This window comes from uncultured Allobosea sp. (assembly GCF_945956895.1).
GTDB lineage: Bacteria > Pseudomonadota > Alphaproteobacteria > Rhizobiales > Beijerinckiaceae > Allobosea.
In genome coordinates this window covers 25,424-52,296 of record NZ_CAMFJF010000010.1, presented here as the reverse complement: position 1 = coordinate 52,296, position 26,873 = coordinate 25,424, and the positions used below count along the sequence as shown (strand labels likewise).

Here is a 26,873-nt window from a genome sequence, read left to right as displayed (position 1 = left end):
ACGCCTCATTCAGCAGTTCGCGTCTTTCGGAGTGAGTGTGATGCGTCGCGTTCTCGGCCTCCTGGCCGCCCTCATCCTGTCGGCCTTTGCCGGCGTCGCCCATGCCGGCGTCGATGTCAGGGTCAACATCCCCGCCCAGCGCATGTCAGTGACCACCACCGATGGCGAAGCCTACGAATGGAAGATCTCGTCCGGCCGCAAGGGCTTCCGCTCGCCCAACGGCGTCTATCGGCCGACCCGGCTCGAAAAGAACTGGTATTCCCGCAAATACGGCGGCGCGATGCCCTATTCCGTATTCTTCCGCGGCGGCTACGCCATCCATGGTACGGGGGCCGTGGGCGCGCTCGGCCGCCCGGCCTCGCATGGCTGCATCCGCCTGCACCCGGCCAATGCCGCAAAACTCTTCGCGCTGGTGAAGAAGCACGGCGCGAGCCAGACCCGGATCGCGCTCAATGGCGCCGCGCCCGATAATCTCTCGCGCTTCGCCAAGGCCTCCACCTCCTCGAAGGCCAAGCTCGCGAAGGCGGGCTCGTCCAAGCACAAGATCGCCAGGGCGAAGCATCGCAGCCAGGCGACCAGCGTCGCCCAGCAGCGCCGTGGCGGCGACTGGGAAGCGGCACGCGGCCAGATCCTGCTGCGTCCCGCCCTGCCAGCCGGCGCCTATGGCTACCAGCCCTATTATCCGAGCGGCTACGGCTGGCGCTGACTGGCGAAAGCGACCCGCTTGACGGAAAAACGCGCCGTCATTCCGGACAAGCTGCGAAGCGGCGCTGATCCAGAATCCATCGGAGGGCTCTGCACTCTACGATGGATCCCGGGTCAAGCCCGGGATGACGGGTGAGTTTCCGCAAAAATTTGCAGGCGCTAAAGCGCCTCGGGCGCGATCCGGAGCCAGCCTTCCAGCGTCTCGCCCGGCGCAAGGCGCTTGAGCGGCGAGGCTGCGCGCGCTGCCGGTTCGCTCGGCGCGCCGATCGCATGGCTCTGCGGCTCGACGCAGAGGAAATCCGCACCTGCCGGCGCCCACACGACGGGGCAGTCGAGATTGTCGCTCGCGGTCAGGGTGATGGCGAGGCCGGTCGAGGGCGTCTCGATCCGGGCCGTGCCGTCCCAGCCGAGGAAGCTCCAGGCGGTCACAGCCTCTGCGCGGAAGGGATGTGCCTCGGCATAAGGGCCGCCATCGGCGAAGGCTTGCTGGCCGGTGGCGCGGAAGGCCTCCCCGAAGATCAGCGCGCCCTCGTTGCGCATGACGAGGCTCGTGTCGGCGGCGCAGGGAAACCAGGGATGGTGGCCGATGCCGAACGGTAGTGCCGTCCGCGCCTCGTTGGTGATCGCCATCCGGATGGTCATACCGGCCTCGTCGAGGCTGACTTCCTGCCGCGCCCGGTAGCGATAGGGGTCGGAACCTTCGGTTCGGCGATGTTCGAGAACGGTATGACCGCGGTCGTACTCCAGCACATCCCAGGCCGCCTGCCAGCCGAAGCCGTGGATAGCGCCGCCCGGATCGTTCTGGGGGACGAGGAAGCGCTGCTCGCCATCGTCGACGACGCAACCGAACGCGCGGTTGGCGAAGGGCAGCAGCGCCCAGGTCCCGAAGAAATTCGGCGTCTCCGTACCCGGCTTCCGCCCGGCAGGCGGATAGAGCACGTCGTGGCGACGCCCATCCGGCGCACGCCAGCCAAGCGACGAGACGATGCCGCCTGCGTCAGGGACGATGACGGCGTCGAGGCCGCCCGCTTGCAGTTCGAGCATCCGGCTTGTCCGATTCGTTCCCGCGATCGAGGCTCGCAGGGTTGCCGCGAAGGCCGGCCGTATACAAGGCTTCCCTGCGGCCGGCTCTTGACCGGACCGGGCACGACGGAGACAGTCGCCTGCTATTGCCGGAGCCTGCCATGCCCAAACCTCTGATCGCGCTCGACTGGGGCACGACCCGTGCGCGCGCCTTCCTGATCTCGGAGACGGGTGCGGTTCTGGAGCGACGTGTCGCCGATCGCGGCATCCAGTCGGTTCCATCAGGCGGCTACCCCGAGGCCTTCGCCGAGCTCGCCGGGGATTTCCGCCACGCCACGCCCGACGCCGCGGTCGTGCTCGCCGGCATGGTCGGCAGCCGCAACGGCTGGATCGAGGCGCGCTATGTTCCCTGCCCGGCTTCGTCGGCCGAGATCGCGGCAGCCGCGATCAGGGTCAACCTCGATGCCGGGACGACCGCAACCATCCTGCCGGGCCTGAGCTGCGATGACGGCGCCTTCGACGTGATGCGCGGCGAGGAAACCCTGATCGTCGGGCTCGGCCTGACCGACGGCATCGCCTGCCTGCCGGGCACCCATTCGAAATGGGCGGAGATCAAGCAGGGCCGCATCACCCGCTTCGCCAGCTTCATGACCGGCGAGGTCTACGGGCTCCTGCGCAACGATTCGATCCTCGCCCGGCTGGCGGAGGCCCCGTCCGAGGCGGATACGATCGAGGGTGCCGCGCGCGGGCGCGCTGCGGCCGGGCGGCCCGGCGGGCTGCTCAACAGCGCCTTCGCGGCCCGCACCGAGGTCCTTGCCGGCCGGATGGCGGGCGGCGCGGTCGGGCCCTATCTCTCGGCGCTGCTGGTCGGGCAGGAAATCGCGGGTGCCGAGGCCCTGTTCGGCCAAGGGCAGGAGATTCATCTCGTGGCGGATGGAGCCCTAGCCGAGAGCTACGGCGCCGGCCTGCGGGCGCGGGATCATGCTGTCCGGGTCATCTCGCCCGAGGTCGCCTTCGTCGCCGGCGTCAGGCGGCTCGCAGCGGATCTTGCCGCATGATCGTCGTCTTCGGTTCGATCAATATCGACCTGGTGACGCCGGTCGAGCGCCTGCCGGGGCCGGGCGAGACCGTGCTCGGGCCGGGCTATGCCCTGCATCCCGGCGGCAAGGGCGCGAACCAGGCGCTCGCGGCGCGGCGCGCCGGCGCGGATGTCGTGCTCGTCGGCGCGACCGGGCGGGACAGGTTCAGCGATGCCGCGCTGGCGCTGCTCACCACCGACGGCGTCGATCTCGACCATGTCGCCCAGGTCGACGAGCCGACCGGCGCCGCCTTCATCGCGACGGATCGCGAGGGCGCCAACCAGATCATCGTCGCAGCCGGCGCCAATGCCGTTGCGCGGCCAGATGCCCTGCGACAGCTCGAGCTCGCGGCCGAGGACATCCTGCTTCTGCAACGCGAGGTGCCTGAAGAGGCCTGCCTGGAGGCCGCCCGCACGATGAAGCAGGCCGGCGGGCGCGTGATCCTCAATCTCGCCCCGGCCGAGGCGCCATCGCCCGCGCTGCTCGATCAGCTCGACATGCTGATCGTCAACGAGCACGAAGCCATGGTGCTGGCGCAGGCGCTGGGATGGCCAGAGCGGGATCCCGACGCGATCGCGCGCCGGCTCGACGACGAGCGCCGCATCGCCACGATCGCGACATTGGGGGCGGCGGGCGTCATCGCCTGGGTCGGCGGCAACCGCCACCGTCTCGCGGCTCCGCAGGTCGCGGTCGTCGATACCGTCGCGGCGGGAGACAGTTTCACCGGCGCCTTCGCCGCCGCGCTCGCGGCCGGCAAGGACCTGCCCGCAGCGCTGCGCGACGGCCTCGCCGCCGGTTCTCTCGCGTGCACGCGCCGCGGCGCCCAGCCGAGCATTCCCCGTAGGGCCGAGATCGCCGTGCTGGCCGCCACGCTTGCGGGCGAACCGCGCTAAGCCGGGGTTAAGCCTGTCCGCAATCGGGCAGGCCCACTCTCTCCGGGTGCACGCAAATGCGTGCAACCCCTTCACGTTTCGTCAGCGCTCCGCATGCATCGTGGCAGCACCGGCAGAAGGCCCGGAGGGAGCCGTGGCGACACAACCGTTGATCTGGGCTTTGAGCGTGGCCGGTGCCGCGATCGCAGGCGCGCTGTCCTATACGCAGTTCCTGGCCCCGCGCATGGTGAACCAAGAACCCGCCGCCGCAGCGTCCGCACCGCAACAGAAGCCGCCCGGACCGCGCATGCCTTCGACACTCGCCGTCGCCGCCGATTATCGCGGGCACTATATCGTGCACCCGACGGTCGAAAACTATCGCATCAAGATGGTGGTCGATACCGGGGCCAGCATCGTGGCGCTGACGGCAGCCGATGCCCAGGCTCTCGGCATCAAGAGCGACGCCTCGACGCGCAGGGTCATGCTCAGCACCGCCAACGGCACGGTCTCGGGGTTCCGCGCGACGCTGCGGGAGATCAGACTCGGCGACATCGTCGTCCGCAATGTCGATGCCGTCGTCCTGCCGGCCGGAGCGCTCTCGATGAGCCTGCTGGGCAATTCCTTCCTCAGCAAGCTGCAGGGTTACGAGGTCCAGACCGGGCGCATGGTGCTGCGCGGCTGACGCCTCGCGCGGCACGTTTCGGCCCGATCTTCCGCGTGCGGCATCGCGAGAACCGCGGGTCAGGCCGGGGCGACGTCAGGTGAAGAGCGGGCACGGATTGGCGTCGGTCCGCTTCACCTGCTCGATGTTCAAGGTGCCGCCGGCCAGGCCGTTGCGCGGGCGCGCATAGATCGGATTGTCGCCGAGCGTGAAGGTCCCGGTCAGGACATAGCCGATGGTCGGCGTGTACTTGTAGCTCGCGCGCGCCATGATGACGGAGGTATTGGGAACCTTGACGCTGTCGGGAATGATGACCGTCGTCCCCCGGCCCGGCGCCGTCCCGTTGCGCTGGTTGCTCCAGCACACCTTCGCGACGCCCGTCGAGTCGATGACGATGCTGGCAATGACCATCCCGGCCTTGCTGGAGTCATACGGCATCAGGACGGTCTGCGCGGCATTGAAGATGTTGTCGATATCCGCAGGCGCCACCGACTGGGCGCGCGCCGTGAGATCGCTGAGGGCGGAGGTCAGCTGCGTGACCTTGCGATTGATCATCACAAGCTGCACGACCTCGACCATCCCGACATAGGTGACGAGCATCACCGGCAGGATCATGGCGAATTCGACCGCCGCCACGCCGTCCCGATCACGGCAGAACCTGCGCCAGAGGCGGGAACGTGGACGAAAACCCGGCAGCATATCCATCACTTCCCCCCTCCCGTCACAGAAAGGGCTCGGCCCGGAAGGCCATGCTGACGACGATGCCGCGCCGGCCCGATCCGATATTGGCGAGCGCCGCGGAGGCCCAGCTCGTCAGGAAGAGGCTGTAGTCCAGCACAGCCCGTACAACGACGATGTCGTTGCCCTGCGGCTGCACGTAAGAGAAGCCGCTCGTATTGAGGCTTCCGCCCGCGAGGGGATTGTTGCCGGACGTTCCGGACGTGGCGGCGGAGAAGCTGTTGTAGACCCGCACGTCGACATACAGTTTCGAGCAATCGATCAGCCCCATCGGGGCAGCGGCGCAGATGTCATCGCGGAACTTCGTCGCATTCACCGCGCCGGTCGCTCCGGTGTAAAGGTTCCGCGACTGCCCCGTGACCAGCGAGCGGGACACCTGCGACAGCGACTCCTCGAGGACCTGATTGGTCCAGAACATCAGGGCCGTCTCGAAAATCGCGAAGAGAAGGGCAAAGAACGGAACCGCGACGAAGGCGAACTCGACGACGGTCGCCCCGTCCTGCGAGCGGCGGAAGCGCCGCAGCAGCAGGCGGCCGGCGCTGAGGCGCCTGGATCCGCCATCCGGCGTGGACGTGCATGTCGTTCGGTCGGACATCCGTTTGCCCCATCGAGCTTCGGCTCAGGCTGGAAAGCTCTACGGCAAAAGAATTTCGGATCGGTTAGGGGTTCTGCCTCGCCACCGGAATCCATGTGAAGCTTTCGCTAACCATGGTCGATCGCGTGGGCCGCGCCTCGCGCGCGTACGTGGATAGATGGGAGGCGGGCCCTGGAGCGTCGGGCTCCTCGCTCCTGCATCGGCTTTGCCCGAAAGCCGCGTTCCGCTTCTCGGGCCGACGCGCTAGTTCCGCGTCGCCGTCGCCAGCGCATTGCGGGCGGTCGCCTGCCCTGCGGCACCTGCGAAATATTCAGGCTTGTCGCCCATCTGGACGGAGGGCTGGCAGGTGGGATTGCAGGCATAGCTTTCGCGATCCATGCCCCGCTGCACTGTCAGAACGGAATCGGGCGCAGCGCCGACCCGCACCTGCGATTCCGCCAGGAGGGTCCCGTTGGCATCCAGCGCGATCAGATTGGTCACGCCGAAGCTCTTGCCGGTCACGATCATCACACCGTTGCGCTGCACCGACACATCGGCGATCGCCGGATTACCGACGACGACCGTCTGGGCCTTCTCGGGCAAGCGCACCACCTTGGCGTGATCGACAAGGACGATCACGCTTTCGGATTGCGCACGCGGAGCGGCGACGGCGGCACTGCACAAGGTGGCGGCCAGGGCTGTCGCGGCCGCCCAGCGGGCAAGCCAACGGCCCCCTTGATGAGCAGAGATGATCAACATGGCGGCGCCTCAAGCTTTGCGACCCCTCCAGCAAAGCCCAAAATGATGAATCAAACCCTAAGCGCGCGGGGCTCAGCGATTTCAGGCCGCGCCGCAGAATATGTCGTAACGGAATAACAGAGCGTCCAAGCGTCCAACTCCGGGCAACCCGAAAATAAAAACGCAACTTTCGACTTATTAAACACCTCGTTTACCGAAAAAAGCTCACGCATCCCGCTTTTTTCAATAAGGTCACAGGCGGTCCACATCGGTTAAATCGAGCATTAACTACAGAAAGAACACGCCGCGAAACCGGCCAATTCTTCGATCCGCTTAACCGATCAGCAAGATGGGCCGGCTAATGTCGTTCCTGTCGCTGACCGAAGCCACCTAGAGCACAGGCAGCCGTCAAACCGTGGTGTAAAGGAGATTCAGCATGACCAACGTTTTCGCTCGCTTCGTCAAGGACGAGTCCGGCGCCACCGCCATCGAGTACGGCCTGATCGCGGCCCTCGTCGCCGTCGGCATCATCGCCGGCGCCACCGCTCTCGGCACCCAGCTCAGCGGCCTCTTCTCGCGTATCGCCACCAAGCTGGGCGGCGTTACCGTTTCCTGATCGGCTGCCTGGCTACCGATACAACAAAGCGCGCTCCGGCCCTGCCGGGGCGCCGAACCTTTCGCGGCATGCCGCGATCGACACAAGGGTCCGGCGGAATCCGCCAGACCATTCTCGTCCCAGCATCGGAATGGATCATTCCATGTCGCTGTCGCTGATCATCCTGCTCGGAATCCTGCCGCTGGCCATCAGCTACGCTGCGGCGAGCGATCTCGTCTCGATGACGATCTCGAACCGGCTGTGCCTGTCCCTCATCGCGACCTTCGCGCTCTGCGCGGCGCTGCTCGGCTTGCCGCTTTCGACGATCGGCTGGCACCTGGCGTCATGCATGCTGGTGCTCACCGTCTCCTTCGGCTTCTTCGCCGCGGGCTGGATCGGTGGCGGAGACGCCAAATTCGCCGCCGCGATGGCACTCTGGTTCGGTTTCGACCAGCTGGGCCCCTATCTGGCGGTGGCCGGCCTGCTCGGCGGCATCCTGACCATGCTCATCCTGCGGCTGCGCGCCCACCCGCTGCCGGCCCTGGCGGAGCAATGGCCCTGGGCACGGCGCCTGCATGCCGCCAACGCGGGCGTGCCCTATGGCATCGCGCTCGCCTTCGCCGCGCTCCTGCTCCTGCCGGAAACCGCCATCTGGCACGCCGCGATCGGCGGTTGATCGGCCTGCCCTGCCGCAACGTCGCCGGCATTCAAAAAATATACGACCGATTAACCATAAGTTGACGTTTCCGAACGACGATCCGGGACGAGAGCCAATCAGATTTGGCTGAGGGTCGTTCGTTCATGAGTCCCGCACGCATCATCATTCTCGCGGTCGCGCTGGTGGCAGGCCTGGGCGCAGCGCTGCTCGTCAAGGGGCCGTCGCAGGCGCCCGCGCCGGCCGCGAAGATCGAACCGGCCCCGACCGTGCCGGTCCTGGTCGCTGCCGCCGACATCCCTGTCGGCAACACGGTGACCGCGAACGACCTGCGCTGGCTCGACTGGCCGCTCGCGAGCGTGCCGACCGGCATCATCCGCAAGGACGAAACGCCCGAGGCGGAGAAGGAGATCATCGGACAGGTGGCCCGCTACGCCACCCTCGGCGCCGAGCCGATCCGCCGCGAGAAGCTGATCAAGACCGACGGAACGGGCTTCCTCTCCGCAGTCCTGCCTTCGGGCATGCGCGCGGTCGCGATCTCGACCGACAGTCGCGGCGCCAACACCGCCGGCGGCTTCATCCTTCCCAATGACCGCGTCGACGTGATCTCCACCTCGGGCAGCGGCGACGCCTCTTCGAGCGAAGTAATCCTGCACAACATCCGCGTCCTGGCGATTGGCCAGAACGTGCAGGAGCGCAACGGCGAAAAGGTCGTCGTGGGCGAGACGGCCACGCTCGAAATCGAGCCGAAGCAGGTCGAAGGCCTGGTCCAGGCCCAGAAGAGCGGGACGCTCTCGCTCGCCCTGCGCAGCCTCAAGGATGCCGGCGAAAAGACGCCGCCGGATCAGACCGACGGCGCATTGACCCTCGTGCGCTACGGCGTCGTCTCGAAGAGCGCGAAGCCATGATCAGATCCTCTCTCCGCCTCGCAACGGCTCTCGCGCTTGCCCTGACGGCTGGCAGCGCCATCGCCCAATCCACCGGCAGCGGCCCCGCGCCCGTCCTCAATGTCGGCTCGAGCGAGAATGCGATCTCCCGCAAGCTCGACCTTTCGATCGGCCGCTCGCTGATCGTCGAATTGCCGCGCGACGCCAAGGAGGTCTTCGTCGCCAATCCGAAGGTCGCCAATGCGGTGGTCCGCACCGCGCGCAAGCTCTTCGTGATCGGCGTCGCCGACGGCGCCACCTCGATGTTCGTGATGGACGCGGACGGCCAGCAGATCACCGCGCTCGAGATCAATGTGGGGCGCGACCTCAACGTGCTCAGGCAGACGCTGCGCACGGCGCTGCCGAACTCCCAGATCGAGATCAAGCCGGCGGGCGATTCGATCCTGCTCGTCGGAACGGTGCCGAGCGCCTCGGAAGCCACCCAGGCCGTCGACATCGCCAAGGCCTTCGTCGGCGGCGGCCCCTCGGGGAAGACCGGGGCGGTGATCAACTCGCTCACCATTCGCGACCGCGACCAGGTGATGGTCAAGGTGACGGTGTCGGAAGTGTCGCGCAAGGCGATCAAGCAGCTCGGCATCAACTCCACCGGCGAGTGGAAGCTCGGCAATTTCTCGGTGAGCCCCACCATCGACAACCCGTTCTCGCTCTCGCCGCAGGCCCTGTCCGCCTCAGCAATCACCGCCGGCATCGGCAATACCAAGAACTTCACGCTGCGGGCGCTGGAGCGGGCCGGCATGGCGCGCGTCCTCGCAGAGCCGACGGTGACCGCGGTTTCGGGCGAGAGCGCAAAATTCACCGCGGGTGGCGAGATCCCGATCCCTACTGGCTACACCTGCGACCCGGCCAAGGCCGTCTGCACGCTCGGCGTCTCCTACAAGCCGGTCGGTGTCGCGTTGAATTTCACGCCGATCGTGCTCTCGGCCAACAAGATCAGCATGCGTATCGCCACCGAGGTCACCGAGCTCGACTTCGAGAACCAGATCGTGCTCCAGGGCGGTTCCGGCCAGCCCAACGTCACCGTCCCCGCCTTCCGCGTGCGCAAGTCCGACACGACGGTCGAATTGCCCTCCGGCGGCACGCTGGCCACGGCGGGCCTGATCCAGCGCGTCTCCAAGACCTCGATCAACGGCCTGCCCGGACTGATGAACCTGCCGGTCATCGGCGTGCTGTTCCGCTCGCGGGACTACCAGCGCGAGGAGACCGAACTGATGATCACGGTCACGCCCTATATCGCCAAGCCGATGCAGCCGACCGAGGTCCAGCGGCCGGATGACGGCTTCATCGAGAGCCACGACTCCCAGGCGATCCTGCTCGGACGCCTGAACAAGCTCTACGGCAGCGGCGGCGGTCCGGTTCCCCAGGCCTACAAGGGCCGGGTCGGCTTCATCGCCGACTGAGCGCCCGGCGACAACGATGATGGATGGCCCGACCATGACGGTTTCCTCCCGGAACGACTCGACAGGACTGCGCCTGATCTCCGCCGTGCTGACGCTCGGCGCCCTTCTCGGCGGCTGCGCCAACCGCGCGCTCAATGCCGACAACTCGGCCTACGGGCCGGACGACGTGCGCGAGCGGCATCCGATCGTGCTCCGCGACGCGCCGCGCTCGCTCGACGTCTTCGTCGGGCGTTCCGGCCGGACGCTCGATCCCCGGCAGGCCGACGACGTCGCCAGTTTCGCCCGCGAATTCCGCCAGTCCGGCAAGGGTGGCCTCGTGGCCGAGGTGCCGACCGGCGCCCGCCGCGACCATGCGACACAGGACACGCTGAGCGGCATCAAGGCGGCGCTGTCGCGCGGCGGCGTCTCGCCGGCCCTTCTCAGCGTCCGCAGCTATCCCGTCCAGGACCCGGGCCTCGCCTCACCGATCCGCCTGACCTTCGCGTCGCTCCAGGCAAGCGTAGCGCATCGCTGCGGACAATGGCCGACCGACATGGGCAGCTCCGATTTCAGGTTCTCGTCCTCGAACGCGCCCTACTGGAATCTGGGCTGCTCGTCGCAGGCGACGCTGGCCGCGCAGGTGGCCGATCCGATCGATCTCGTCCGCTCCCGCGACGAGGGCCGCCCCGACATCGTCAAGCGCATGGGCGCCATCACCAAGATCCGCGAAGGCACGGATCCCTCGACCCAGTACCGGCAGCAGACGCCGCAGATCAACTCCACTGTCGGCGGAGGCGGCTGATGCAGCCCGAGGCTCGCGAAAACCCCGCGATCGAACTGTCCAGCGACGAAACCATCGCGCCGCTGCCGCGCATCACGCTGCAGGCCTTCTGCGAAACGCCGGCAGTCGCCGCGACCATGCAGGCCGCCGTCGCCGACCGCCGCATGGACAAGGCGCATGCCCGTATCCAGATGGGCGGCCCCGCCGCGGCGGTCGAGGCCTTCCGCTCGGCTCCGACGCCCAACATCATCGTGCTCGAAACCGTGGCCGACCCGGCAACGCTCGTCGCGCATCTCGAAGCCCTGTCCGATAGCTGCGACGCCGGGACCAAGGTCGTCGTGATCGGCCATGTCAACGATGTCCAGCTCTATCGCGACCTGATCCGCCGGGGCGTCAGCGAATACCTCATCGCTCCGCTGGAACCGCTCGACGTCCTGCGCACGCTGTCGGATCTCTACCTGTCCCCCGGGGCCCGCAACCTCGGTCGCGTCATTGCGGTGATGGGGGCCAAGGGCGGCGTCGGCGCCTCGACGATCGCGCATAACGTCTCCTGGGCGATCGCACGCAATCTCGACGCCTCGACCGTGATCGTCGATCTCGACATCGCCTTCGGCACGGCCGGCCTCAACTTCAACCAGGACCCGCCGCAAGGCATCGCGGAAGCGGTGTTCGCGCCGGAGCGCCTCGACTCCAACCTGCTGGACCGGCTTCTGTCGCGCTGCAGCGACAATCTCGCGCTCCTGGCCGCACCGGCGGTCCTCGATCGGACCGTCGATCTCGACGAGGATGCGCTCGAACAGCTCCTCGACCTGCTGCGGGCCTCGGTACCCTGCATCATCCTCGACGTGCCGCACCAGTGGAACGCCTGGGTGAAGCGCACCGTGCTCGGCGCCGACGAGATCGTCATCGTCGCCGAACCCGAGCTTGCCTCCCTGCGCAACGCCAAGAACCTGGTCGATCTGTCACGCGCCACACGGCAGAACGATGCCGTCGCCCGGCTGGTCCTCAACCGGGTCGGCGTCCCCAAGCGGCCCGAGATCAGTGTCGGAGAATTCTCCAAGGCGCTCGGCATCGACGTGCTGAGCTCGATTCCGTTCGACGCCCAGCTGTTCGGGACGGCCGCCAATAACGGCCAGATGATCGCCGAGGTCCAGGCCGGGAGCAAGGCGACCGAGGCCTTCACCCAGATCGCCAGCGCGCTGACCGGACGCGGCGAAGCCAAGCGGGGCCGACGCAGCCTGTTCGAGCCGCTCGTCTCGAAACTGAAGCGCCGCAAGGCCTCGTGACCGACGGGGGCCTATGATGACGGGGAGACGCCCGGACGCCAGGCGGAGTGCCGGCCCAGGCCGGGCGGGAGAGTATTGAGATGTTCGGCAAGCGATCCGTGGGCGCAGGCACCGCGCCAAACCTGAATGCAAGGACGCCCGCGGCCGTGCAGGCAACGTCGCGCAAGCCCGAGCAGGCCGCGTTGGAGGAACGCAGGATCGCGCCGGTCACCGAGGCGGCCCCGCGATCCGAAGACTATTACCAGATGAAGAGCATGATCTTCGGGGCGCTGATCGAGGCCATCGATCTGTCGCAGCTCGCGAAGCTCGACTCGGAATCGGCGCGCGAGGAAATCCGCGACATCATCAACGAGATCATCTCGCTGAAGAACGTCGTGCTCTCGATCGCGGAGCAGGAAGAGCTGCTCGACGACATCTGCAACGACGTGCTCGGCTACGGGCCGCTCGAGCCGCTGCTGGCGCGCGACGACATCGCCGACATCATGGTCAACGGCGCAGGCCGGACCTTCATCGAAACCGCCGGCAAGATCCAGCTCACCAATATCCGCTTCCGCGACAACGCCCAGCTGATGAACATCTGCCAGCGCATCGTCAGCCAGGTCGGCCGGCGCGTCGACGAGAGCTCGCCGATCTGCGACGCGCGCCTCGCCGACGGCTCGCGCGTCAACGTCATCGCGCCGCCTCTCGCGATCGACGGCCCGGCCCTCACCATCCGCAAGTTCAGGAAGGACAAGCTGACGCTCGACCAGCTCGTCAAGTTCGGCGCGATCTCGCCGCCGGGGGCCGAGCTCCTCAAGATCATCGGGCGCGTTCGCTGCAACATCGTCATCTCCGGCGGCACGGGCTCGGGCAAGACGACGCTGCTGAACTGCCTGACCAACTATATCGACGATGACGAGCGGGTCATCACCTGCGAGGACGCGGCCGAACTCCAGCTCCAGCAGCCGCATGTCGTGCGCCTCGAAACCCGCCCGCCCAACCTCGAAGGCACGGGCGCGGTGACGATGCGCGACCTCGTCAAGAACTGCCTGCGCATGCGCCCTGAACGCATCATCGTCGGCGAGGTGCGCGGACCGGAGGCCTTCGACCTGCTCCAGGCGATGAACACCGGCCATGACGGCTCGATGGGTACGCTGCACGCCAACTCGCCGCGCGAATGCCTGAGCCGTATCGAATCGATGATCACGATGGGCGGCTTCTCGCTGCCGTCGAAGACGCTGCGCGAGATGATCTGCTCCTCCGTCGACGTCATCATCCAGGCCCAGCGCCTGCGCGACGGCTCGCGCCGGATCACGCACATCACGGAGGTGATGGGCATGGAAGGCGAGGTGATCACGACCCAGGACCTGATGCTCTACGACGTGGTCGGCGAGGATGCCGCCGGCAAGCTCATTGGCCGGCACCGCGCCACGGGCGTCGGGCGCCCGCGCTTCTGGGAACGTGCGCGCTATTACAACGAGGAGCAGCGTCTCGCCGCGGCGCTCGACCAGCTCGAAGAGGCGGGCACCAGCAATGCCCTCTAAGCGGAAGATCCTTCGAGAAGGCCGGACAAGACCATGAGCACGCTCGCCGTCGCCCTGCTGGCCATGGTCGCCGTCGGCGGCGTTGTCTACGCGCTGCTGTATCCGACCCTCAGCGGCGAAAAGCGCGCCGAGAAGCGGCGCAAGGAATTCGCCGGCCCGAGCACGGTCCGCGGCATCGACCGGGAGGCGCAGACCCGGAACAAACGCAACCAGGTCGCCCAAAGCCTCAAGGAGATCGAGAACCGCGAGAATGCGCGCAACAAGGTTTCGCTGGAAACGCGCATCGGCCAGGCGGGCCTCTCCTGGACTCCCAAGAATTACTACATGATCAGCGCCGGGGCAGCGGTTGGCCTCGGGCTGCTGCTGTGGTTTGCGAGCGGCAACTGGATCCTCGGTCTCGTCGGCCTGTTCATCGGCGGCTTCGGCCTGCCCGCCTGGTTCCTGAAGCGCTGCAAGAGCCGGCGGCTGAAGAAATTCATCGTGGAATTCCCCAACGCGCTCGACGTCATCGTGCGCGGCATCAAGGCGGGCCTGCCGGTCAACGACTGCCTGCGCATCATCGCCAATGAGGCCGTGGAGCCGGTGAAGACCGAATTCAGGCTGATCATCGAGGCGCAGGCGCTCGGCCTGCCGCTGTCGGAAGCGACCACCAAGCTCTACGAGCGCATGCCCTGCGCCGAGGCGAATTTCTTCGGCATCGTCATCGCGATCCAGCAAAAGACCGGCGGCAACCTCTCCGAGACGCTCGCGAACCTCTCGCGCGTGCTGCGCGAACGGCGCAAGATGCGGGACAAGATCCAGGCCGTATCGATGGAGGCCAAGGCCTCGGCCGGCATCATCGGCTCCCTGCCCCCGGTGGTGGCTGGGCTCGTCTGGCTCACCACGCCGAAATATATCGAGATCCTCTGGATCAGTCAGACCGGCAAGTTCGCGCTGGTCGCGGGCGGCATCTGGATGCTGATCGGCGTGCTGGTGATGCGCAAGATGATCAATTTCGACATCTGAGGCGGATGATGCTTTCACAGATCGTCAACAGCGTCACAGATCCGCAGTTCCTGCTGGCGCTGCTGGCCGCCATCGCAGCGACAGCGACCGTGCTGACGATCGCTATCCCGCTGACCGAGGGCAACAGCCTCCAGAAGCGCATGAAGAACGTCGCGACGGAGCGCGAGAAAATCCGCGCCCGCGAGCGCGAGAGGCTCAACCGACAGAACGAAAAGGTCTCGCTGCGGCCGGAGCCGAAAGCCTACATGCGGCGCGTCGTCGAGCAGTTCAAGCTCGGCGACTGGCTCGGCACGGAGAACGCCAAGAAGCAGCTCGCCATGGCCGGCTATCGCGGCCCCCAGGCCGAGGTCACCTTCTTGTTCTTCCGTCTGGCCGCCCCTGTCGGGCTGTTCCTGTTCACGCTGTTCTACCTCTTCGTCATCAACGGCTTCGGCCAGTCCTTCATGATCAAGGTCGCCATCTCCATCGGTGGCGCGTATCTCGGCATCAAGGCGCCGGAAATCTTCCTGTCGAACCAGGCCGGGAAGCGTCAGGCTTCGATGCGCCTGGCCTTTCCGGATGCGCTCGACCTGCTGCTGATCTGCGTCGAATCCGGTATGTCGATCGAGCACGCCTTCCGGAAGGTGGCCGGCGAGATCGGCGACCAGTCGGTGCCGCTGGCCGAGGAATTCGCGCTCTGCACCGCCGAGTTGTCCTATCTGACCGATCGCCGCATCGCCTATGAGAACCTCGCGCTCCGCACCGGCCTCGAAAGCGTGAAATCGGTCTCGACGGCCCTGATCCAGGCCGAGCGTTACGGCACCCCGCTCGGCACCGCCCTGCGGACCCTGGCCCAGGAAAGCCGCGACCAGCGCATGACGGCGGCCGAGAAGAAGGCGGCCGCGCTGCCGCCCAAGCTGACCGTCCCGATGATCCTGTTCTTCCTGCCCGTGCTGTTCGTCATCATCCTGACGCCGGCGCTGGTGCAGGTCTTCAAGTGGCAGTGAAAGCCGCACGAGACCCGGGATCAAACCGCCCAACGACGAAGAAGGCCGGGGCCCCGTGGCTCCGGCCTTCTTCGTTTCGGCGTAACGGCTTTTCAGGAAAGCCGAGCTCTTGCGGGAACGCCTCTCAGGCGGGCGGGGCGGCGGCGGCCGCACCAACCGTCCCGTTCGCCATGGGCGGCCTGGCGGGGGACTGCGCCTTGCCCTTGCCGCTCTTCAGAAGATCCCAGCTGTTCTGCTGGCTGACGCTGCGCTTGAGATAGGCGATGGTCTGGGCGGCCTCGGCCGGGCTCTGATCGCGGCGCGCCAGGGTTTCCGCCTCGCCGAAGCGGCCCTGCAGGCCGAGGACCAGCACGAGGTTCTGGCGGACGCGGACATCCGCACGATCCGATGCGGCGGCCTCGGCCAGAACGCGCTCGGCCTCGGGCAGGTTGCGCGACAGGGCGAGCGACAGCCCGTAATTCGACATGATCGTCGGCTCGTTCGGAGCGAGTTTCAACGCCGCCTGGTAGATCTGCTGGGCGCGGGCATGGTCGCCGAGCTGATCGGCGACGGTGCCCTGCGCCGACAGCACCCGCCAGTCGGGCCGCTCGGGCGAATGTGCCCGCGACAGGACCTCGTCGGCCTCCTGCAGGCGCCCGTTATCGGCAAGCGAGCGGCCATAGGCGCCGAGCAGCTCGCGATCGTCCTGGTGAGCGAGGACGGCGCCCTGGAGCACCGCCATAGCCTGCGCGTTCTGTTCGAGGCTGCGCAGCGCACGCGCATAGTAGAAGGCGGCGTCGCGGTCCTTGGGGTTGGCGTCGTAGCGCTTCGCCCATGTCTCGCGCTCGGCCTGCCAGTCCGACGCCGTGCGCGGCTGGCTTGCCTGACTCGCGCGGCCGATCGAACCGGTGACATCGCCCAGGCCGCCGCGGCTCTGGCAGCCGGCCAGGACCACCGCCGCAAGGCACATGGCAAGGCCGAAACCGGCGCGGGAACCCCGCCGGGCCGCACGAACGGAGATGGGCTGCACTGGGACGGCAGAGCAGGCTGAAGAATAGGGCCGGGCTGAAGGCATGGCCGGATCGCCTCCCGAAAACGGGTCGTCTGGATGGGTTCGTCTGGTCGATCCGGTGATAAAGCGTTAACCCTAATGCATTCTTAATTCCCTCCCCGGCCCCCCCTGCCCGAAACCGAAACATCACTCCGTGCACAGCCTCCTGACCTCCGCTTCCGCCGCAGCCATTCCCGTTCACGTCGTCTCGGCCGGCACCTGGCCCGCACTTCAGGATCAGCTGCCTCCCGCCAATCGCAGTTTTGCTCTCGCCCAGGGTTTTGCGGCCCGCGCCGGCCAGCATTGCCTGCTGCCCGACCCGCAAGGCGCTCTCGCTGCCGTGCTTCTCGGCATCGACGCGGCCGCGCGCCGGCCCGACCCGTTTGCGCCGGGCCGACTCGCCGCGCTGCTGCCCGCCGGCGACTACGCGCTGTCGGGCGAGATCGGCGATCCCGCGCTGGCGACGCTGGGCTGGCTCTTGCAAGGCTACCGCTTCGACCGCTACCGCAAGCCGAGCCCGGCGCGCGCGCGCCTGATCGTGCCCGACGGCGTCGACGGCGAGGAGGTCAGCCTGATCGCCGACTCCGCCATGCTGGCGCGCGACCTCGTCAACACGCCGGCCAATGGGCTTGGGCCCGGCGAGATCGAAGCGGCGATCCGCGGACTGGCAGCCGAATGCGGTGCGAGCGTCACCAGCATCGTCGGCGACGACCTGATCGCCCGCAATTTTCCGATGATCCATGCGGTTGGGCGCGCCTCGACGCGGGCCCCGCGGCTGATCGACCTGGTCTGGGGCGATCCCGCCCATCCCAAGGTCACGCTCGTCGGCAAGGGCGTCGCCTTCGACACCGGCGGGCTCAACCTCAAGCCCGATGCCTCGATGCTGCTGATGAAGAAGGACATGGGCGGCGCGGCGGCGGCGATCGCGGCGGCCCGGATGATCATGCTGGCCAAACTGCCGGTCAGGCTGCGGCTGCTGGTGCCCGCCGTCGAGAATTCCGTTTCGGGCAACGCCTTCCGGCCCGGCGACGTGCTGGCGAGCCGCAAGGGCCTCTCGGTCGAGATCGGCAACACCGATGCCGAAGGCCGGCTGATCCTGGCCGATGCGCTCGCGCTCGCCGACGAGGAGGCACCGGAACTGCTGGTCGATTTTGCGACGCTGACCGGGGCGGCCCGCACCGCGCTCGGTCCCGAATTGCCGCCGTTCTATACGCATGACGAGAAGCTCGCAGCCGAGATCGCGCGGCTCGGTATGGCCATGAACGACCCGGTCTGGCGGCTGCCGCTCTGGCCGCCCTATGACGGCCTGCTCGACTCCAAGATCGCCGACGTCAACCACGTCTCGAGCAGCGGCATGGCCGGCTCGGTCACGGCAGCCCTGTTCCTCAACCGCTTCGTCGAGAAGACCAAGGCTTACGCCCATTTCGACATCTATGCCTGGACTCCCTCGCCCAAGCCGGGGCGCCCGGAAGGCGGGGAATGCCAGGGCGCTCGCCTGATCCATGCGCTGGTGAAGCAGCGTTTTTGATGCCGCATCGGCTGGTCCGAAAACCGGCCTCCACTTTTCGGGCCGATGCTTCATCCACGCGGTTAAGGCTGATCCGCGAAGGCGATTGCGCGGCAGCGCCACCGGGATAATGATACGGGTCCGTAACGATCTGGACCCGTTCATGCCTCTGGAGATCAAGCCTTCGCAGGCGCTCAAGCTATGGCGACAGGTGCATCTCGATCTGGTGCGGGACCACGATGCCGATCTCTCGGCGCGCCAGACCGCGATCCTGCTGACCGTCTATCTGGAATTGCCCCCGCATACCGTGCGCGGGCTCGCCAGGCAGCTCGGCGTGACCAAGCCGGTGATCACGCGGGCGCTGGACACGCTGGGCAAGCTCGGCCTGCTGACACGCAAGCGCGACGAGGCCGACCGCCGCAATGTCGTGATCCAGCGTACCGTCGCAGGCGCACTCGCCGTCGAGCGGCTGGCCGATCTCGTGACCGAGCATGCCAAGGAGATCGGCGGGAGCTGAGCATCCACCCCAGCCGTGGAACAAGCCGTCATTGCGAGGAGCGTGAGCGACGAAGCAATCCAGGGGCGGCAGGGCGGAACGGTTCAGCCCAGTCCGCTGGATTGCTTCGCTCCGCTCGCAATGACGGTTGCGGCGCCCCGAAATCCTGTAGATTGCCGCCATGACCACGATTCTCGACCGCCGCATCCATGCCTTCCGCCCCGATCTCGCAGCGCGCACGCTGACGGGCCAGGTCGAGGCAACCCGCTTCGCCGATCCGCAACCGATGCGCATCGTCGCGGCCTCCGCTCCCGTGCGGCGCGAGCCGCGCCCGGATGCCCCGCTCGACACCGAGGCGCTGGCCGGCGAGCTGGTGCAGGTCTATGAGCGCGAGGAAGGCTGGGCCTGGGCACAGCTCGCTGATGACGGCTATGTCGGCTACATCCCCGACGATGCCTTGCGGCCGGACCGGCCCGCGCCGACGCATCGTGTCGCGGGCTTGCGAACCTTCGTCTATCCCGGCCCCTCGATCAAACTGCCGCCGCTCGCGGCGCTCTCGCTCGGCGCCAGCGTCGCCGTGGTCGACAGCAAGGGCGATTTCGCAGTTCTCGCTGACGGAGGCCATGTCTTCGCCGCCCATCTCGCGCCGGTCGACCGGCATGAGCCGGATTTCGTCGCGGTGGCCGAACGCTTCGTGGGCGTGCCCTATCTCTGGGGCGGCAAGACCAGCCTCGGGCTCGACTGCTCGGGGCTTACCCAGCTTGGCCTCGCAGCGGCCGGCATCGCCGCGCCGCGCGATTCCGACATGATGGAGGCGACGCTCGGCCACGCGGTCGCGCTGCGCGAGGACCTGTCGGGGCTCCAGCGCGGCGATCTCGTGTTCTGGAAGGGCCATGTCGGCATCCTGACCGACCCCGGCACGCTGCTCCATGCCAGCGGGCATGTGATGAGCGTCTATCGCGAGCCCTTGCGGGAGGCGCGCGACCGCATCCGCACCAAGAGCTTCGGCGAGATCACCAGCATCAAGCGGCTGGGGTAGTTCCCCGATCCATTAAAACGCGCGGTCATCCCGGGCGGAGCGAAGCGCAGACCCGGGATCCATCATAGGGCTCGGCGCTCTACGATAGATTCCGGATCGGCGCCGCTACGCGGCTTGTCCGGAATGACGGCGTTGAGGTTCAGCCCGGCGCTGCGACTCAGGCAATCCCCTTCAGCCGGTAGAGCGCCTCCAGCGCTTCACGCGGGGTCATCTCGTCCGGGTCGATCCCCGCGAGCGCCTCGCGCAATCCGTCCGGCTCGCCCTCGGGAACCACAGGAGCCTGTCGGCGCTGCGGCACGGCGAAAAGCGGGAGATCGTCGACAAGCGAGGCGACCGGCTTCTCGCGTTCGGTCTTCTCCAATTCGCCAAGGATGGCGCGGGCGCGCTCGACCACGGCCGGCGGCAGGCCGGCGAGCTTGGCGACCTGGATACCGTAGGAACGATCAGCCGCCCCCGGCACGACCTCGTGCAGGAAGACGACCTCGCCCTTCCATTCGGTGACGCGCACGGTCGCATTGGCGACGCGATCCAGTCGGTCTCCGAGCGCCGTCAGCTCATGATAATGCGTCGCGAACAGGCTGCGGCAGCGATTGATCTCGTGGAGGTGCTCGATCGCCGCCCAGGCGATGGAGAGGCCATCGAAGGTCGCGGTGCCGCGCCCGATCTCGTCGAGGATGACCAGCGCGCGCGGGCCGGCCTGGTTCAGGATCGCCGCGGTCTCGACCATCTCGACCATGAAGGTCGAGCGGCCGCGCGCGAGATCGTCGGCCGCGCCGACGCGCGAGAACAGCCGGTCGACGATGCCGATATGCGCCGAGGCCGCCGGCACGAAGGAGCCCATCTGGGCGAGCACGGCGATCAGGGCGTTCTGGCGCAGGAAGGTCGATTTACCGGCCATGTTCGGACCGGTGATCAGGCAGATGCGCCCGCCCTTGGCCTCCGTGCCGGGCGGTGACAGCTCCGTATCGTTGGCGACGAAGGGTTTTCCGTCGCGCTTCAGCGCGGCCTCGACCACGGGGTGGCGACCGCGCTCGATGGTGAAGGCGACACCGTCATCGACCTGCGGGCGGCTCCAGCCTTCGCGGCCGGCGAGATCGGCCAGGGCCGCGGCAACATCGAGCTCCGCCAGTGCCAGAGCAGCCGCCTTGATCGGCTCGGCCTGGGCCAACACCGCTTCGCTGAGCGCGGCGAAAATCGCGAGTTCGAGCTTCAGCGCCCGGTCGGCGGCGGAGGCGATCTTGGCTTCGAGCTCGCCGAGCTCGACCGAGGAGAAACGCATCGCGTCCGACATGGTCTGGCGATGCACAAAGGTCGCGCGCCAGGGATCGCGCAGGAATTCCTCTCCGGTTACCTGCGGCACCTCGACGAAATAGCCGAGCATGGCGTTGTGCTTGATGCGCAGCGTCCGGCAGTTGGTCTCGGCGGCGTAGCGTGCCTGCAATTGCGCGATGACCTTGCGCGAGTCGATCTGGAGCAGGCGCAACTCGTCGAGCGCCGGATCGAAGCCCTCGCGCACGAAGCGCCCGTCGCGGCGGTTGAGCGGCAATTCATCGGCCAATGTCGCATTGAGGCGCACCGGCAGATCGGGATCGCTTTCGCCGAGAGACCGCATGGCGCGCGCCAGCTCGACAGGCAGTTCACCGCGCCGGACGAGGAGAGCCGCGATCGCGCGGGCGGCATCGAGCCCGGCGCCGAGCGCCGCGAGGTCGCGCGGGCCACCACGGTCGAGCGAGAGCCGCGCCAGCGCGCGGGCGACATCCGGCACCTTCTCCAGAGCGGAGCGCAGATCCTCGCGCAGGCCGGCATCCGCGACGAGCAGTTCGACCGCGTCGTGGCGCGCGGCGATGGCGGCAGGATCGGTCAAAGGGCCGGCGAGGCGCTCGGCCAGCAGGCGCGCGCCACCCGGCGTCACCGTGCGATCGATCGTGGCGAGCAGGCTGCCCTGGCGCTCGCCACCGAGCGTGCGCGTCAGCTCCAGATTGGCGCGGGTCGCGGCGTCGATCAGCATCGTCGCCGAGCCGGAATCGCGCACCGGGGCCGAGAGCGGCGGGCGGGCGCCGAGCTGGGTGCGCTCGACATAGGCCAGCGCCGCGCCGGCCGCCGCGATCTCGGCGCGGGTGAAGGCGCCGAAGGCATCGAGCGTGGCGACACCGAAGAATTCCTTCAGGCGCCGTTCGGCAGAAGCCGCGTCGAGCCCGTCGCGTGCGAGCGGCGTCACCGGCACCGCGATCTCGCGCCAGAATTCCCTGAGCTCGGGATCGTCGTGAATGGCGTCGGGGCAGACGATCTCGCGCGGCTCCAGCCGGGAGAACTCGATGGCGAGCCGCTCCTGCGGCGTCTCCATCACGGTGAAGCGCCCGGTCGAGATGTCGATCGCGGCGAGCCCGTAAAGCGAGGCCGCCTCGCCTGTCTTGCGGCGGGCGACGGCGACGAGGAGGCTCGCGCGGCCGGGTTCGAGCAGGCGCTCCTCGGTGATCGTGCCGGGGGTGACGAGGCGCACGACATCGCGCTTCACCACCGATTTGTTGCCGCGCTTCTTGGCCTCGGCCGGATCCTCGGTCTGCTCGCAGACGGCGACGCGGTGGCCGGCGGCGATCAGGCGCTGGAGGTAGTCGTCGGCGCGCTCGACCGGCACGCCGCACATCGGGATGTCGTCGCCCTGGTGCTTGCCTCGCTTGGTCAGCACGATGCCGAGCGTGCGCGAGGCGATCTCGGCATCCCGGAAGAAGAGCTCGTAGAAATCGCCCATCCGGTAGAACAGCAGGCAGTCCGGATTGGCGGCCTTGATCTCGACATACTGCGCCATCATCGGCGTGACGCGATCGGCGGCAGCGGCAGCTGGCACGGCAGGACGGGCGGCTTCGGGCGAGGAACTCTGGCGCATTGCGCCGGCACGCTAGCAAAATGCGGCGCCAAGACCATCCGTTAGGACGGCTTTCAACAATTGAAAGCAAGGTTCCCGGGCCTAACCGGCCGAAGGTCACGACATTGCTGCTGATCAACCTCGCCCAGAGCCTGTTCTTCCTGCTGTTGGCGGGATTGCTCCTTACTGTCGCCACGCCCCGCATCGGCAACCGCGCCTGGCTGCGCCAGGTCATCGTCGGCATCCTGTTCGCGGCCGGCGCCCTCGTCAGTATGGGCAACCCCTTCGTGCTCCAGCCGGGTCTCGTGGTCGATTCCCGCAACAGCTTCGCCATCCTCGCCGGCCCCGTCGGCGGCCCGATCGCCGCCGTCCTGACGGCCGCGCCCCTGGTCGTGATGCGCTATCTCAGCGGCGGCGTCGGCATGGTCACGGGCATCACCGGCATCGTCGCGCGAGCCGTGATCGGCATCGTCTATGCGCTGTGGCTGGCGCGCCGCCGGCGCCCGTTCGGCATCGGCGACCTCGCGGCGCTGAGCGTGATCGACGCCGTCTGCCTCGTCGCCTCGGTGGTGTTCATTCCCGGCACCGCCGGCGAGCGCTTCCTGCGCGAGGCTGTCCCGATCATGATCCTGGTCGGGACGATCGGCATCTTCCTGACTGGCATCATCGTCATCAACGACAGTGAAAGACGGGAGACGGCCTACCGGCTACGCACGCTGATCGACCGCGCCCCCGGCACGCTCTACCAGCGGATCGTCCGGACGGACGGCACGATGTCCTATCAGTTCGCCTCCTTCGCCATCGACAAGCTGCTCGGCATCACCAAGGAAGAGGTCGAACGGGACCCCGAAATCTGGCTCGGCAAGCTCCTGCCCGAGGACCGCGCCCGCCTCGAGCAGATGCGCCGTGACCAGCAGGAGACCGAGACGCTCTGGCGCTTCGAAGGACGCTATCACGCTCCCGATGGCGGCATCGTCTGGCTGCGCAGCGAATCGACCAAGCGACGCCTGCGCGACGGCACCCTGGTCTGGGACGGCATCCTGCTCGACATCACCGCCGAAAAGACGCTCGAGACCCGTCGCGACGAGGTCGAGACGCTGCGCAAGACGACGCTCGACGCGCTCGCAAGCGACCTCGAACGCACCGTCGGCAAGGCGCTCGCCGATGTCGGCGCCTCGCTGCGCGGCATGCATAGCGCCGCCGGCCAGATGGTCGAGAACGCCAACAAGACGACGCTGCGCGCCGAGAGCGTGACGCAGGAAGCCGACAGCGCCTCGCGCCGCATCGGCAGCGTTGCAGTCGCGGTCGAGGAGATCGAGGCCTCGATCCGCGAGCTCACCCGCCAGACCAGCCATGCCGACGACACGGTGCGCGCCGCCGCATCTTACGTCCGCAGCACGCGCAGCGACGTCGCGGGGCTGACGGAGGCCGCCGACAAGGTGCGTGCCGTGCTCGACTTCATCGAGGAGATCGCGGCCCGCACCAACCTGCTCGCCCTCAACGCCACGATCGAGGCCGCACGCGCCGGAGCTGCCGGCCGGGGCTTCGCCGTGGTGGCCGGCGAAGTGAAGAACCTGGCCGAGCAGACCCAGAAAGCGACCCGCGACATCGCCGAGACGCTGGCCGACATCCGTGGCGCCGCCGCGACCGCCTTCGAGGCCGTCGCCCATATCGAAGGCACGATGACGACGATCGAGCAGACTTCGGGCGCGATCGCCGCCGTCGTCAGCCGCCAGGCCGGCATCGCGTCGACCATCGCCACCGATGCGCAGGCTGTCGCGCTCAGCGCCGATGCCGTCACCACCAATGTCGGCGCCGTCGGCGTCGAGGCGCGTGTCACCGGCGACGCCGCGATCCAGGTCACGGAAGCCGCCCGCAAGGTCGACGAACAGACCGAGGCGCTCGACCGCTATGTCGCCGATTTCGTGCGCAGCGTACGCACCGCCTCGCGGGCCTGACCCGGTTCACTCCGACAGGAATTTTGTGAAGCACTCGCCGCTTGTGATCTCGGGCGCCGCCGCCGTATGGTCAGTTCCCCCTCGAGGAAACGCACAAGAAAAGACGCTTCGATGAACGACCGTCCGAAGACCAAGAGAGCCCGCCCGACCTTCACCGACCAGGAGGCCCTGCTGTTCCACTCGCAGGGACGGCCCGGCAAGCTGGAGATCGTGCCGACCAAGCCGATGGCGACGCAGCGCGACCTCTCGCTCGCCTATTCGCCGGGTGTCGCCGTGCCGGTTCTGGCGATCGCGGAGGACCCGTCGCGCGCCTATGACTACACGACGCGCTCGAACCTCGTCGCCGTGATCACCAACGGCACCGCCATCCTCGGCCTCGGCAATCTCGGCGCGCTCGCCTCGAAGCCGGTGATGGAGGGCAAGTCGGTCCTGTTCAAGCGCTTCGCCGATGTCGACTCGATCGATCTCGAGGTCGATACCGAGGATCCGGACAAGTTCATCGAGGCCGTGCGTTATCTCGGCCCGTCCTTCGGCGGCATCAATCTCGAGGATATCAAGGCGCCGGAATGCTTCATCATCGAGCAGCGCCTGCGCGAATTGATGGACATCCCCGTTTTCCATGACGACCAGCACGGTACCGCGATCATCGCCGCCGCCGGCCTGATCAACGCGCTCGACATCACCGGGCGCGACATCAAGTCGACCAGGCTCGTCATCAACGGCGCGGGCGCCGCCGCCATCGCCTGCATCGAGCTGCTCAAGGCGATGGGCTTCAAGCCCGACAACGTCATCCTCTGCGACACCAAGGGCGTGATCTACCAGGGCCGCACCGAGGGCATGAACCAGTGGAAATCGGCCCATGCAGCGGTCACCGACCGGCGCACGCTGGCCCAGGCGCTGGAGGGGGCGGACGCCTTCTTCGGCCTGTCGCAGAAGGGCGCGGTGACCCCGGAGATGGTCGCCGCGATGGCGCCGAACCCGATCATCTTCGCCATGGCGAACCCCGATCCGGAGATCACCCCGGAAGAGGTCCATGCCATCCGCGACGACGCGATCATGGCGACCGGCCGCTCGGACTACCCGAACCAGGTCAACAACGTGCTGGGCTTCCCCTTCATCTTCCGCGGGGCGCTCGACGTGCGCGCCACCACGATCAACATGGAGATGAAGATCGCGGCGGCCGAGTCGCTGGCGATGCTGGCGCGCGAGGACGTGCCGGACGAGGTCGCCGCCGCCTATCAGGGCTCGCGGCCGCGCTACGGCAAGGACTACATCATCCCGGTGCCGTTCGATCCGCGGCTGATCCATGTCGTGCCGATGGCGGTCGCCAAGGCCGCGATGGACTCGGGCGTCGCCGGCAAGCCGATCGTCGACACCGCCGCCTACAAGGCGCAGCTCTCGGCCCGGCGCGACCCGATCGCCGGCACGCTGAACCGCATCTTCGAGCGCGTCCGGCGCTATCCCAAGCGCGTCGTCTTCGCCGAGGGCGAGGAGGAACAGGTCATCCGCGCCGCCGCCTCCTTCGTGGCGCAGGGGCTCGGCCAGGCCATCCTCGTCGGCCGCGAGGATCGCATCACCGAAGCCGCGACCTTCCTCGGCGTCGACCTTGAATCCAAGGGCATCTCGGTCCAGAACGCCCGGCTCTCCCACCGCAACAGCGCCTACGCGCAATATCTCTACGAGCGGCTGCAGCGGCAGGGCTATCTGTTCCGCGACTGCCAGCGCCTGATCAACCAGGATCGCAACCATTTCGCCGCGGCGATGGTGGCGCTCGGCGATGCCGATGCGATGGTGACCGGCGTCACCCGCAACTACTCGATCGCACTGGAGGAGGTCCGCCGCGTCATCGACGAGAAGCCGGGGCACCGCGTGATCGGCGTCTCGATCGTGATCTCGCGCGACCGCACCGTGCTGGTGGCCGACACCGCGATCACCGAGATGCCGACGGCGCGGCAGCTTTCGGAGATCGCGATCGAGGCGGCCGGCGTCGGCCGCAGGCTCGGCTACGAGCCGCGGGTCGCGATGCTCGCCTTCTCGAGCTTCGGCCATCCGGCTGGCGAGCGCTCGGAGAAGGTGCGTGAGGCGGTCGCCCTGCTCGACAACCAGCGCGTCGACTTCGAGTATGACGGCGAGATGGCCGCGGACGTCGCGCTCAATCGCGAGGTGATGAGCCAGTATCCGTTCTGCCGCCTCTCGGGACCGGCAAACGTGCTGGTGATGCCGGCCTTCCACTCCGCCTCGATCTCGACCAAGCTCCTGCAGGAACTCGGCGGCGCGACCGTGATCGGCCCGCTGATCGTCGGCCTCGACAAGCCGATCCAGATCGTGCCGCTCGGCGCGAAGGATTCCGACATCGTCAACATGGCCGCTCTCGCCGCCTTCAATATCGGCGGCTGATCCGGGCCGGCTTCCGCCAGGTTCCCTCATGGGGGCCAT

General features: G+C 67.7%; 24 protein-coding genes. 18 read left to right on the top strand and 6 right to left on the bottom strand.

Features of this window, described 5'->3' with window-relative positions:
- Positions 1 to 40 precede the first annotated feature (40 nt).
- Entirely contained in the window at positions 41 to 706 is a 666-nt protein-coding gene (locus Q0Q02_RS08635; RefSeq protein WP_293808508.1) for a L,D-transpeptidase, read from the top strand.
- A gap of 158 nt (positions 707 to 864) precedes the next feature.
- Here the strand turns inward: Q0Q02_RS08635 and Q0Q02_RS08630 are convergent, their stop codons facing one another.
- A complete protein-coding gene (locus tag Q0Q02_RS08630; protein ID WP_293808506.1) occupies positions 865 to 1,749 on the bottom strand; it encodes a hypothetical protein in 885 nt (294 codons plus the stop codon).
- Positions 1,750 to 1,889: 140 nt separating this feature from the next.
- On the opposite strand from Q0Q02_RS08630, the gene Q0Q02_RS08625 reads away from it, so the two are divergent.
- The 3 genes from Q0Q02_RS08625 to Q0Q02_RS08615 all read left to right on the top strand — a co-directional run bounded on the left by Q0Q02_RS08625 (position 1,890) and on the right by Q0Q02_RS08615 (position 4,361).
- Complete coding sequence (locus Q0Q02_RS08625) at positions 1,890 to 2,786, top strand: 2-dehydro-3-deoxygalactonokinase (RefSeq protein WP_293808504.1); 897 nt, start codon at positions 1,890 to 1,892, stop codon at positions 2,784 to 2,786.
- Positions 2,783 to 3,700, top strand: coding sequence for a ribokinase (locus Q0Q02_RS08620; protein WP_293808503.1), 918 nt, complete (start codon positions 2,783 to 2,785; stop codon positions 3,698 to 3,700). Before Q0Q02_RS08625 ends, Q0Q02_RS08620 begins: the two co-directional genes overlap by 4 nt.
- Before the next feature lie 133 nt (positions 3,701 to 3,833).
- Positions 3,834 to 4,361, top strand: coding sequence for a TIGR02281 family clan AA aspartic protease (locus Q0Q02_RS08615; RefSeq protein WP_293808501.1), 528 nt, complete (start codon positions 3,834 to 3,836; stop codon positions 4,359 to 4,361).
- 75 nt (positions 4,362 to 4,436) lie between these two features.
- On the opposite strand, the gene Q0Q02_RS08610 is transcribed toward Q0Q02_RS08615, so the two are convergent.
- The 3 genes from Q0Q02_RS08610 to Q0Q02_RS08600 all read right to left on the bottom strand — a co-directional run bounded on the left by Q0Q02_RS08610 (position 4,437) and on the right by Q0Q02_RS08600 (position 6,411).
- On the bottom strand, positions 4,437 to 4,976 hold the full coding sequence (locus tag Q0Q02_RS08610) for a pilus assembly protein (RefSeq protein WP_293808499.1): 540 nt from the start codon (positions 4,974 to 4,976) through the stop codon (positions 4,437 to 4,439).
- 85 nt (positions 4,977 to 5,061) lie between these two features.
- A complete protein-coding gene (locus tag Q0Q02_RS08605) occupies positions 5,062 to 5,673 on the bottom strand; it encodes a pilus assembly protein (RefSeq protein WP_293808498.1) in 612 nt (203 codons plus the stop codon).
- Positions 5,674 to 5,916: 243 nt separating this feature from the next.
- Positions 5,917 to 6,411: a pilus assembly protein N-terminal domain-containing protein gene (locus Q0Q02_RS08600; protein ID WP_293808497.1), complete on the bottom strand. Its 495-nt coding sequence runs from the start codon at positions 6,409 to 6,411 to the stop codon at positions 5,917 to 5,919.
- A gap of 415 nt (positions 6,412 to 6,826) precedes the next feature.
- Here Q0Q02_RS08600 and Q0Q02_RS08595 point away from each other — a divergent pair, with 415 nt between their 5' ends.
- The 9 genes from Q0Q02_RS08595 (at position 6,827) to Q0Q02_RS08555 (ending at position 15,544) form a co-directional block, all read left to right on the top strand.
- Entirely contained in the window at positions 6,827 to 7,006 is a 180-nt protein-coding gene (locus Q0Q02_RS08595) for a Flp family type IVb pilin (RefSeq protein ID WP_293808495.1), read from the top strand.
- Between the two features lie 142 nt (positions 7,007 to 7,148).
- Positions 7,149 to 7,661 carry a prepilin peptidase gene (locus tag Q0Q02_RS08590; protein ID WP_293808494.1) on the top strand — a complete coding sequence of 171 codons (513 nt, stop codon included), beginning with the start codon at positions 7,149 to 7,151 and terminating at the stop codon, positions 7,659 to 7,661.
- 125 nt (positions 7,662 to 7,786) lie between these two features.
- A complete protein-coding gene (gene cpaB, locus Q0Q02_RS08585) occupies positions 7,787 to 8,548 on the top strand; it encodes a Flp pilus assembly protein CpaB (protein ID WP_293808493.1) in 762 nt (253 codons plus the stop codon).
- On the top strand, positions 8,545 to 9,984 hold the full coding sequence (locus Q0Q02_RS08580) for a type II and III secretion system protein family protein (RefSeq protein ID WP_293808491.1): 1,440 nt from the start codon (positions 8,545 to 8,547) through the stop codon (positions 9,982 to 9,984). Before cpaB ends, Q0Q02_RS08580 begins: the two co-directional genes overlap by 4 nt.
- A 34-nt stretch (positions 9,985 to 10,018) precedes the next feature.
- A complete protein-coding gene (locus tag Q0Q02_RS08575; protein ID WP_293808490.1) occupies positions 10,019 to 10,765 on the top strand; it encodes a CpaD family pilus assembly protein in 747 nt (248 codons plus the stop codon).
- Positions 10,765 to 12,030: a P-loop NTPase gene (locus tag Q0Q02_RS08570; RefSeq protein ID WP_293808488.1), complete on the top strand. Its 1,266-nt coding sequence runs from the start codon at positions 10,765 to 10,767 to the stop codon at positions 12,028 to 12,030. Before Q0Q02_RS08575 ends, Q0Q02_RS08570 begins: the two co-directional genes overlap by 1 nt.
- 80 nt (positions 12,031 to 12,110) lie before the next feature.
- Complete coding sequence (locus Q0Q02_RS08565) at positions 12,111 to 13,553, top strand: CpaF family protein (protein ID WP_293808486.1); 1,443 nt, start codon at positions 12,111 to 12,113, stop codon at positions 13,551 to 13,553.
- Positions 13,554 to 13,586: 33 nt separating this feature from the next.
- Positions 13,587 to 14,558: a type II secretion system F family protein gene (locus Q0Q02_RS08560; protein ID WP_293808485.1), complete on the top strand. Its 972-nt coding sequence runs from the start codon at positions 13,587 to 13,589 to the stop codon at positions 14,556 to 14,558.
- Positions 14,559 to 14,566: 8 nt separating this feature from the next.
- Positions 14,567 to 15,544 (top strand): type II secretion system F family protein, encoded by a 978-nt coding sequence (locus Q0Q02_RS08555; RefSeq protein ID WP_293808483.1) that lies wholly within the window; start codon positions 14,567 to 14,569, stop codon positions 15,542 to 15,544.
- 124 nt (positions 15,545 to 15,668) lie between these two features.
- Here the strand turns inward: Q0Q02_RS08555 and Q0Q02_RS08550 are convergent, their stop codons facing one another.
- Positions 15,669 to 16,493: a tetratricopeptide repeat protein gene (locus tag Q0Q02_RS08550; RefSeq protein WP_293808481.1), complete on the bottom strand. Its 825-nt coding sequence runs from the start codon at positions 16,491 to 16,493 to the stop codon at positions 15,669 to 15,671.
- A gap of 235 nt (positions 16,494 to 16,728) precedes the next feature.
- Between Q0Q02_RS08550 and Q0Q02_RS08545 the strand changes: the two genes are divergently transcribed.
- From Q0Q02_RS08545 to Q0Q02_RS08535, 3 genes are all read left to right on the top strand, one after another.
- Entirely contained in the window at positions 16,729 to 18,102 is a 1,374-nt protein-coding gene (locus Q0Q02_RS08545; RefSeq protein ID WP_293808479.1) for a leucyl aminopeptidase family protein, read from the top strand.
- A 142-nt stretch (positions 18,103 to 18,244) separates the two neighbouring features.
- Positions 18,245 to 18,598, top strand: coding sequence for a MarR family transcriptional regulator (locus tag Q0Q02_RS08540; RefSeq protein ID WP_293808478.1), 354 nt, complete (start codon positions 18,245 to 18,247; stop codon positions 18,596 to 18,598).
- 160 nt (positions 18,599 to 18,758) lie between these two features.
- Positions 18,759 to 19,616 (top strand): NlpC/P60 family protein, encoded by an 858-nt coding sequence (locus Q0Q02_RS08535; RefSeq protein ID WP_293808476.1) that lies wholly within the window; start codon positions 18,759 to 18,761, stop codon positions 19,614 to 19,616.
- Positions 19,617 to 19,773: 157 nt separating this feature from the next.
- Here Q0Q02_RS08535 and mutS read toward each other — a convergent pair whose 3' ends face one another.
- A complete protein-coding gene (mutS, locus tag Q0Q02_RS08530; protein WP_293808474.1) occupies positions 19,774 to 22,500 on the bottom strand; it encodes a DNA mismatch repair protein MutS in 2,727 nt (908 codons plus the stop codon).
- Positions 22,501 to 22,604: 104 nt separating this feature from the next.
- On the opposite strand from mutS, the gene Q0Q02_RS08525 reads away from it, so the two are divergent.
- Together Q0Q02_RS08525 and Q0Q02_RS08520 are read left to right on the top strand one after the other, a co-directional pair.
- Positions 22,605 to 24,437: a methyl-accepting chemotaxis protein gene (locus tag Q0Q02_RS08525; protein ID WP_293808473.1), complete on the top strand. Its 1,833-nt coding sequence runs from the start codon at positions 22,605 to 22,607 to the stop codon at positions 24,435 to 24,437.
- A 111-nt stretch (positions 24,438 to 24,548) separates the two neighbouring features.
- Complete coding sequence (locus Q0Q02_RS08520; RefSeq protein WP_293808471.1) at positions 24,549 to 26,834, top strand: NADP-dependent malic enzyme; 2,286 nt, start codon at positions 24,549 to 24,551, stop codon at positions 26,832 to 26,834.
- Positions 26,835 to 26,873 lie beyond the last annotated feature (39 nt).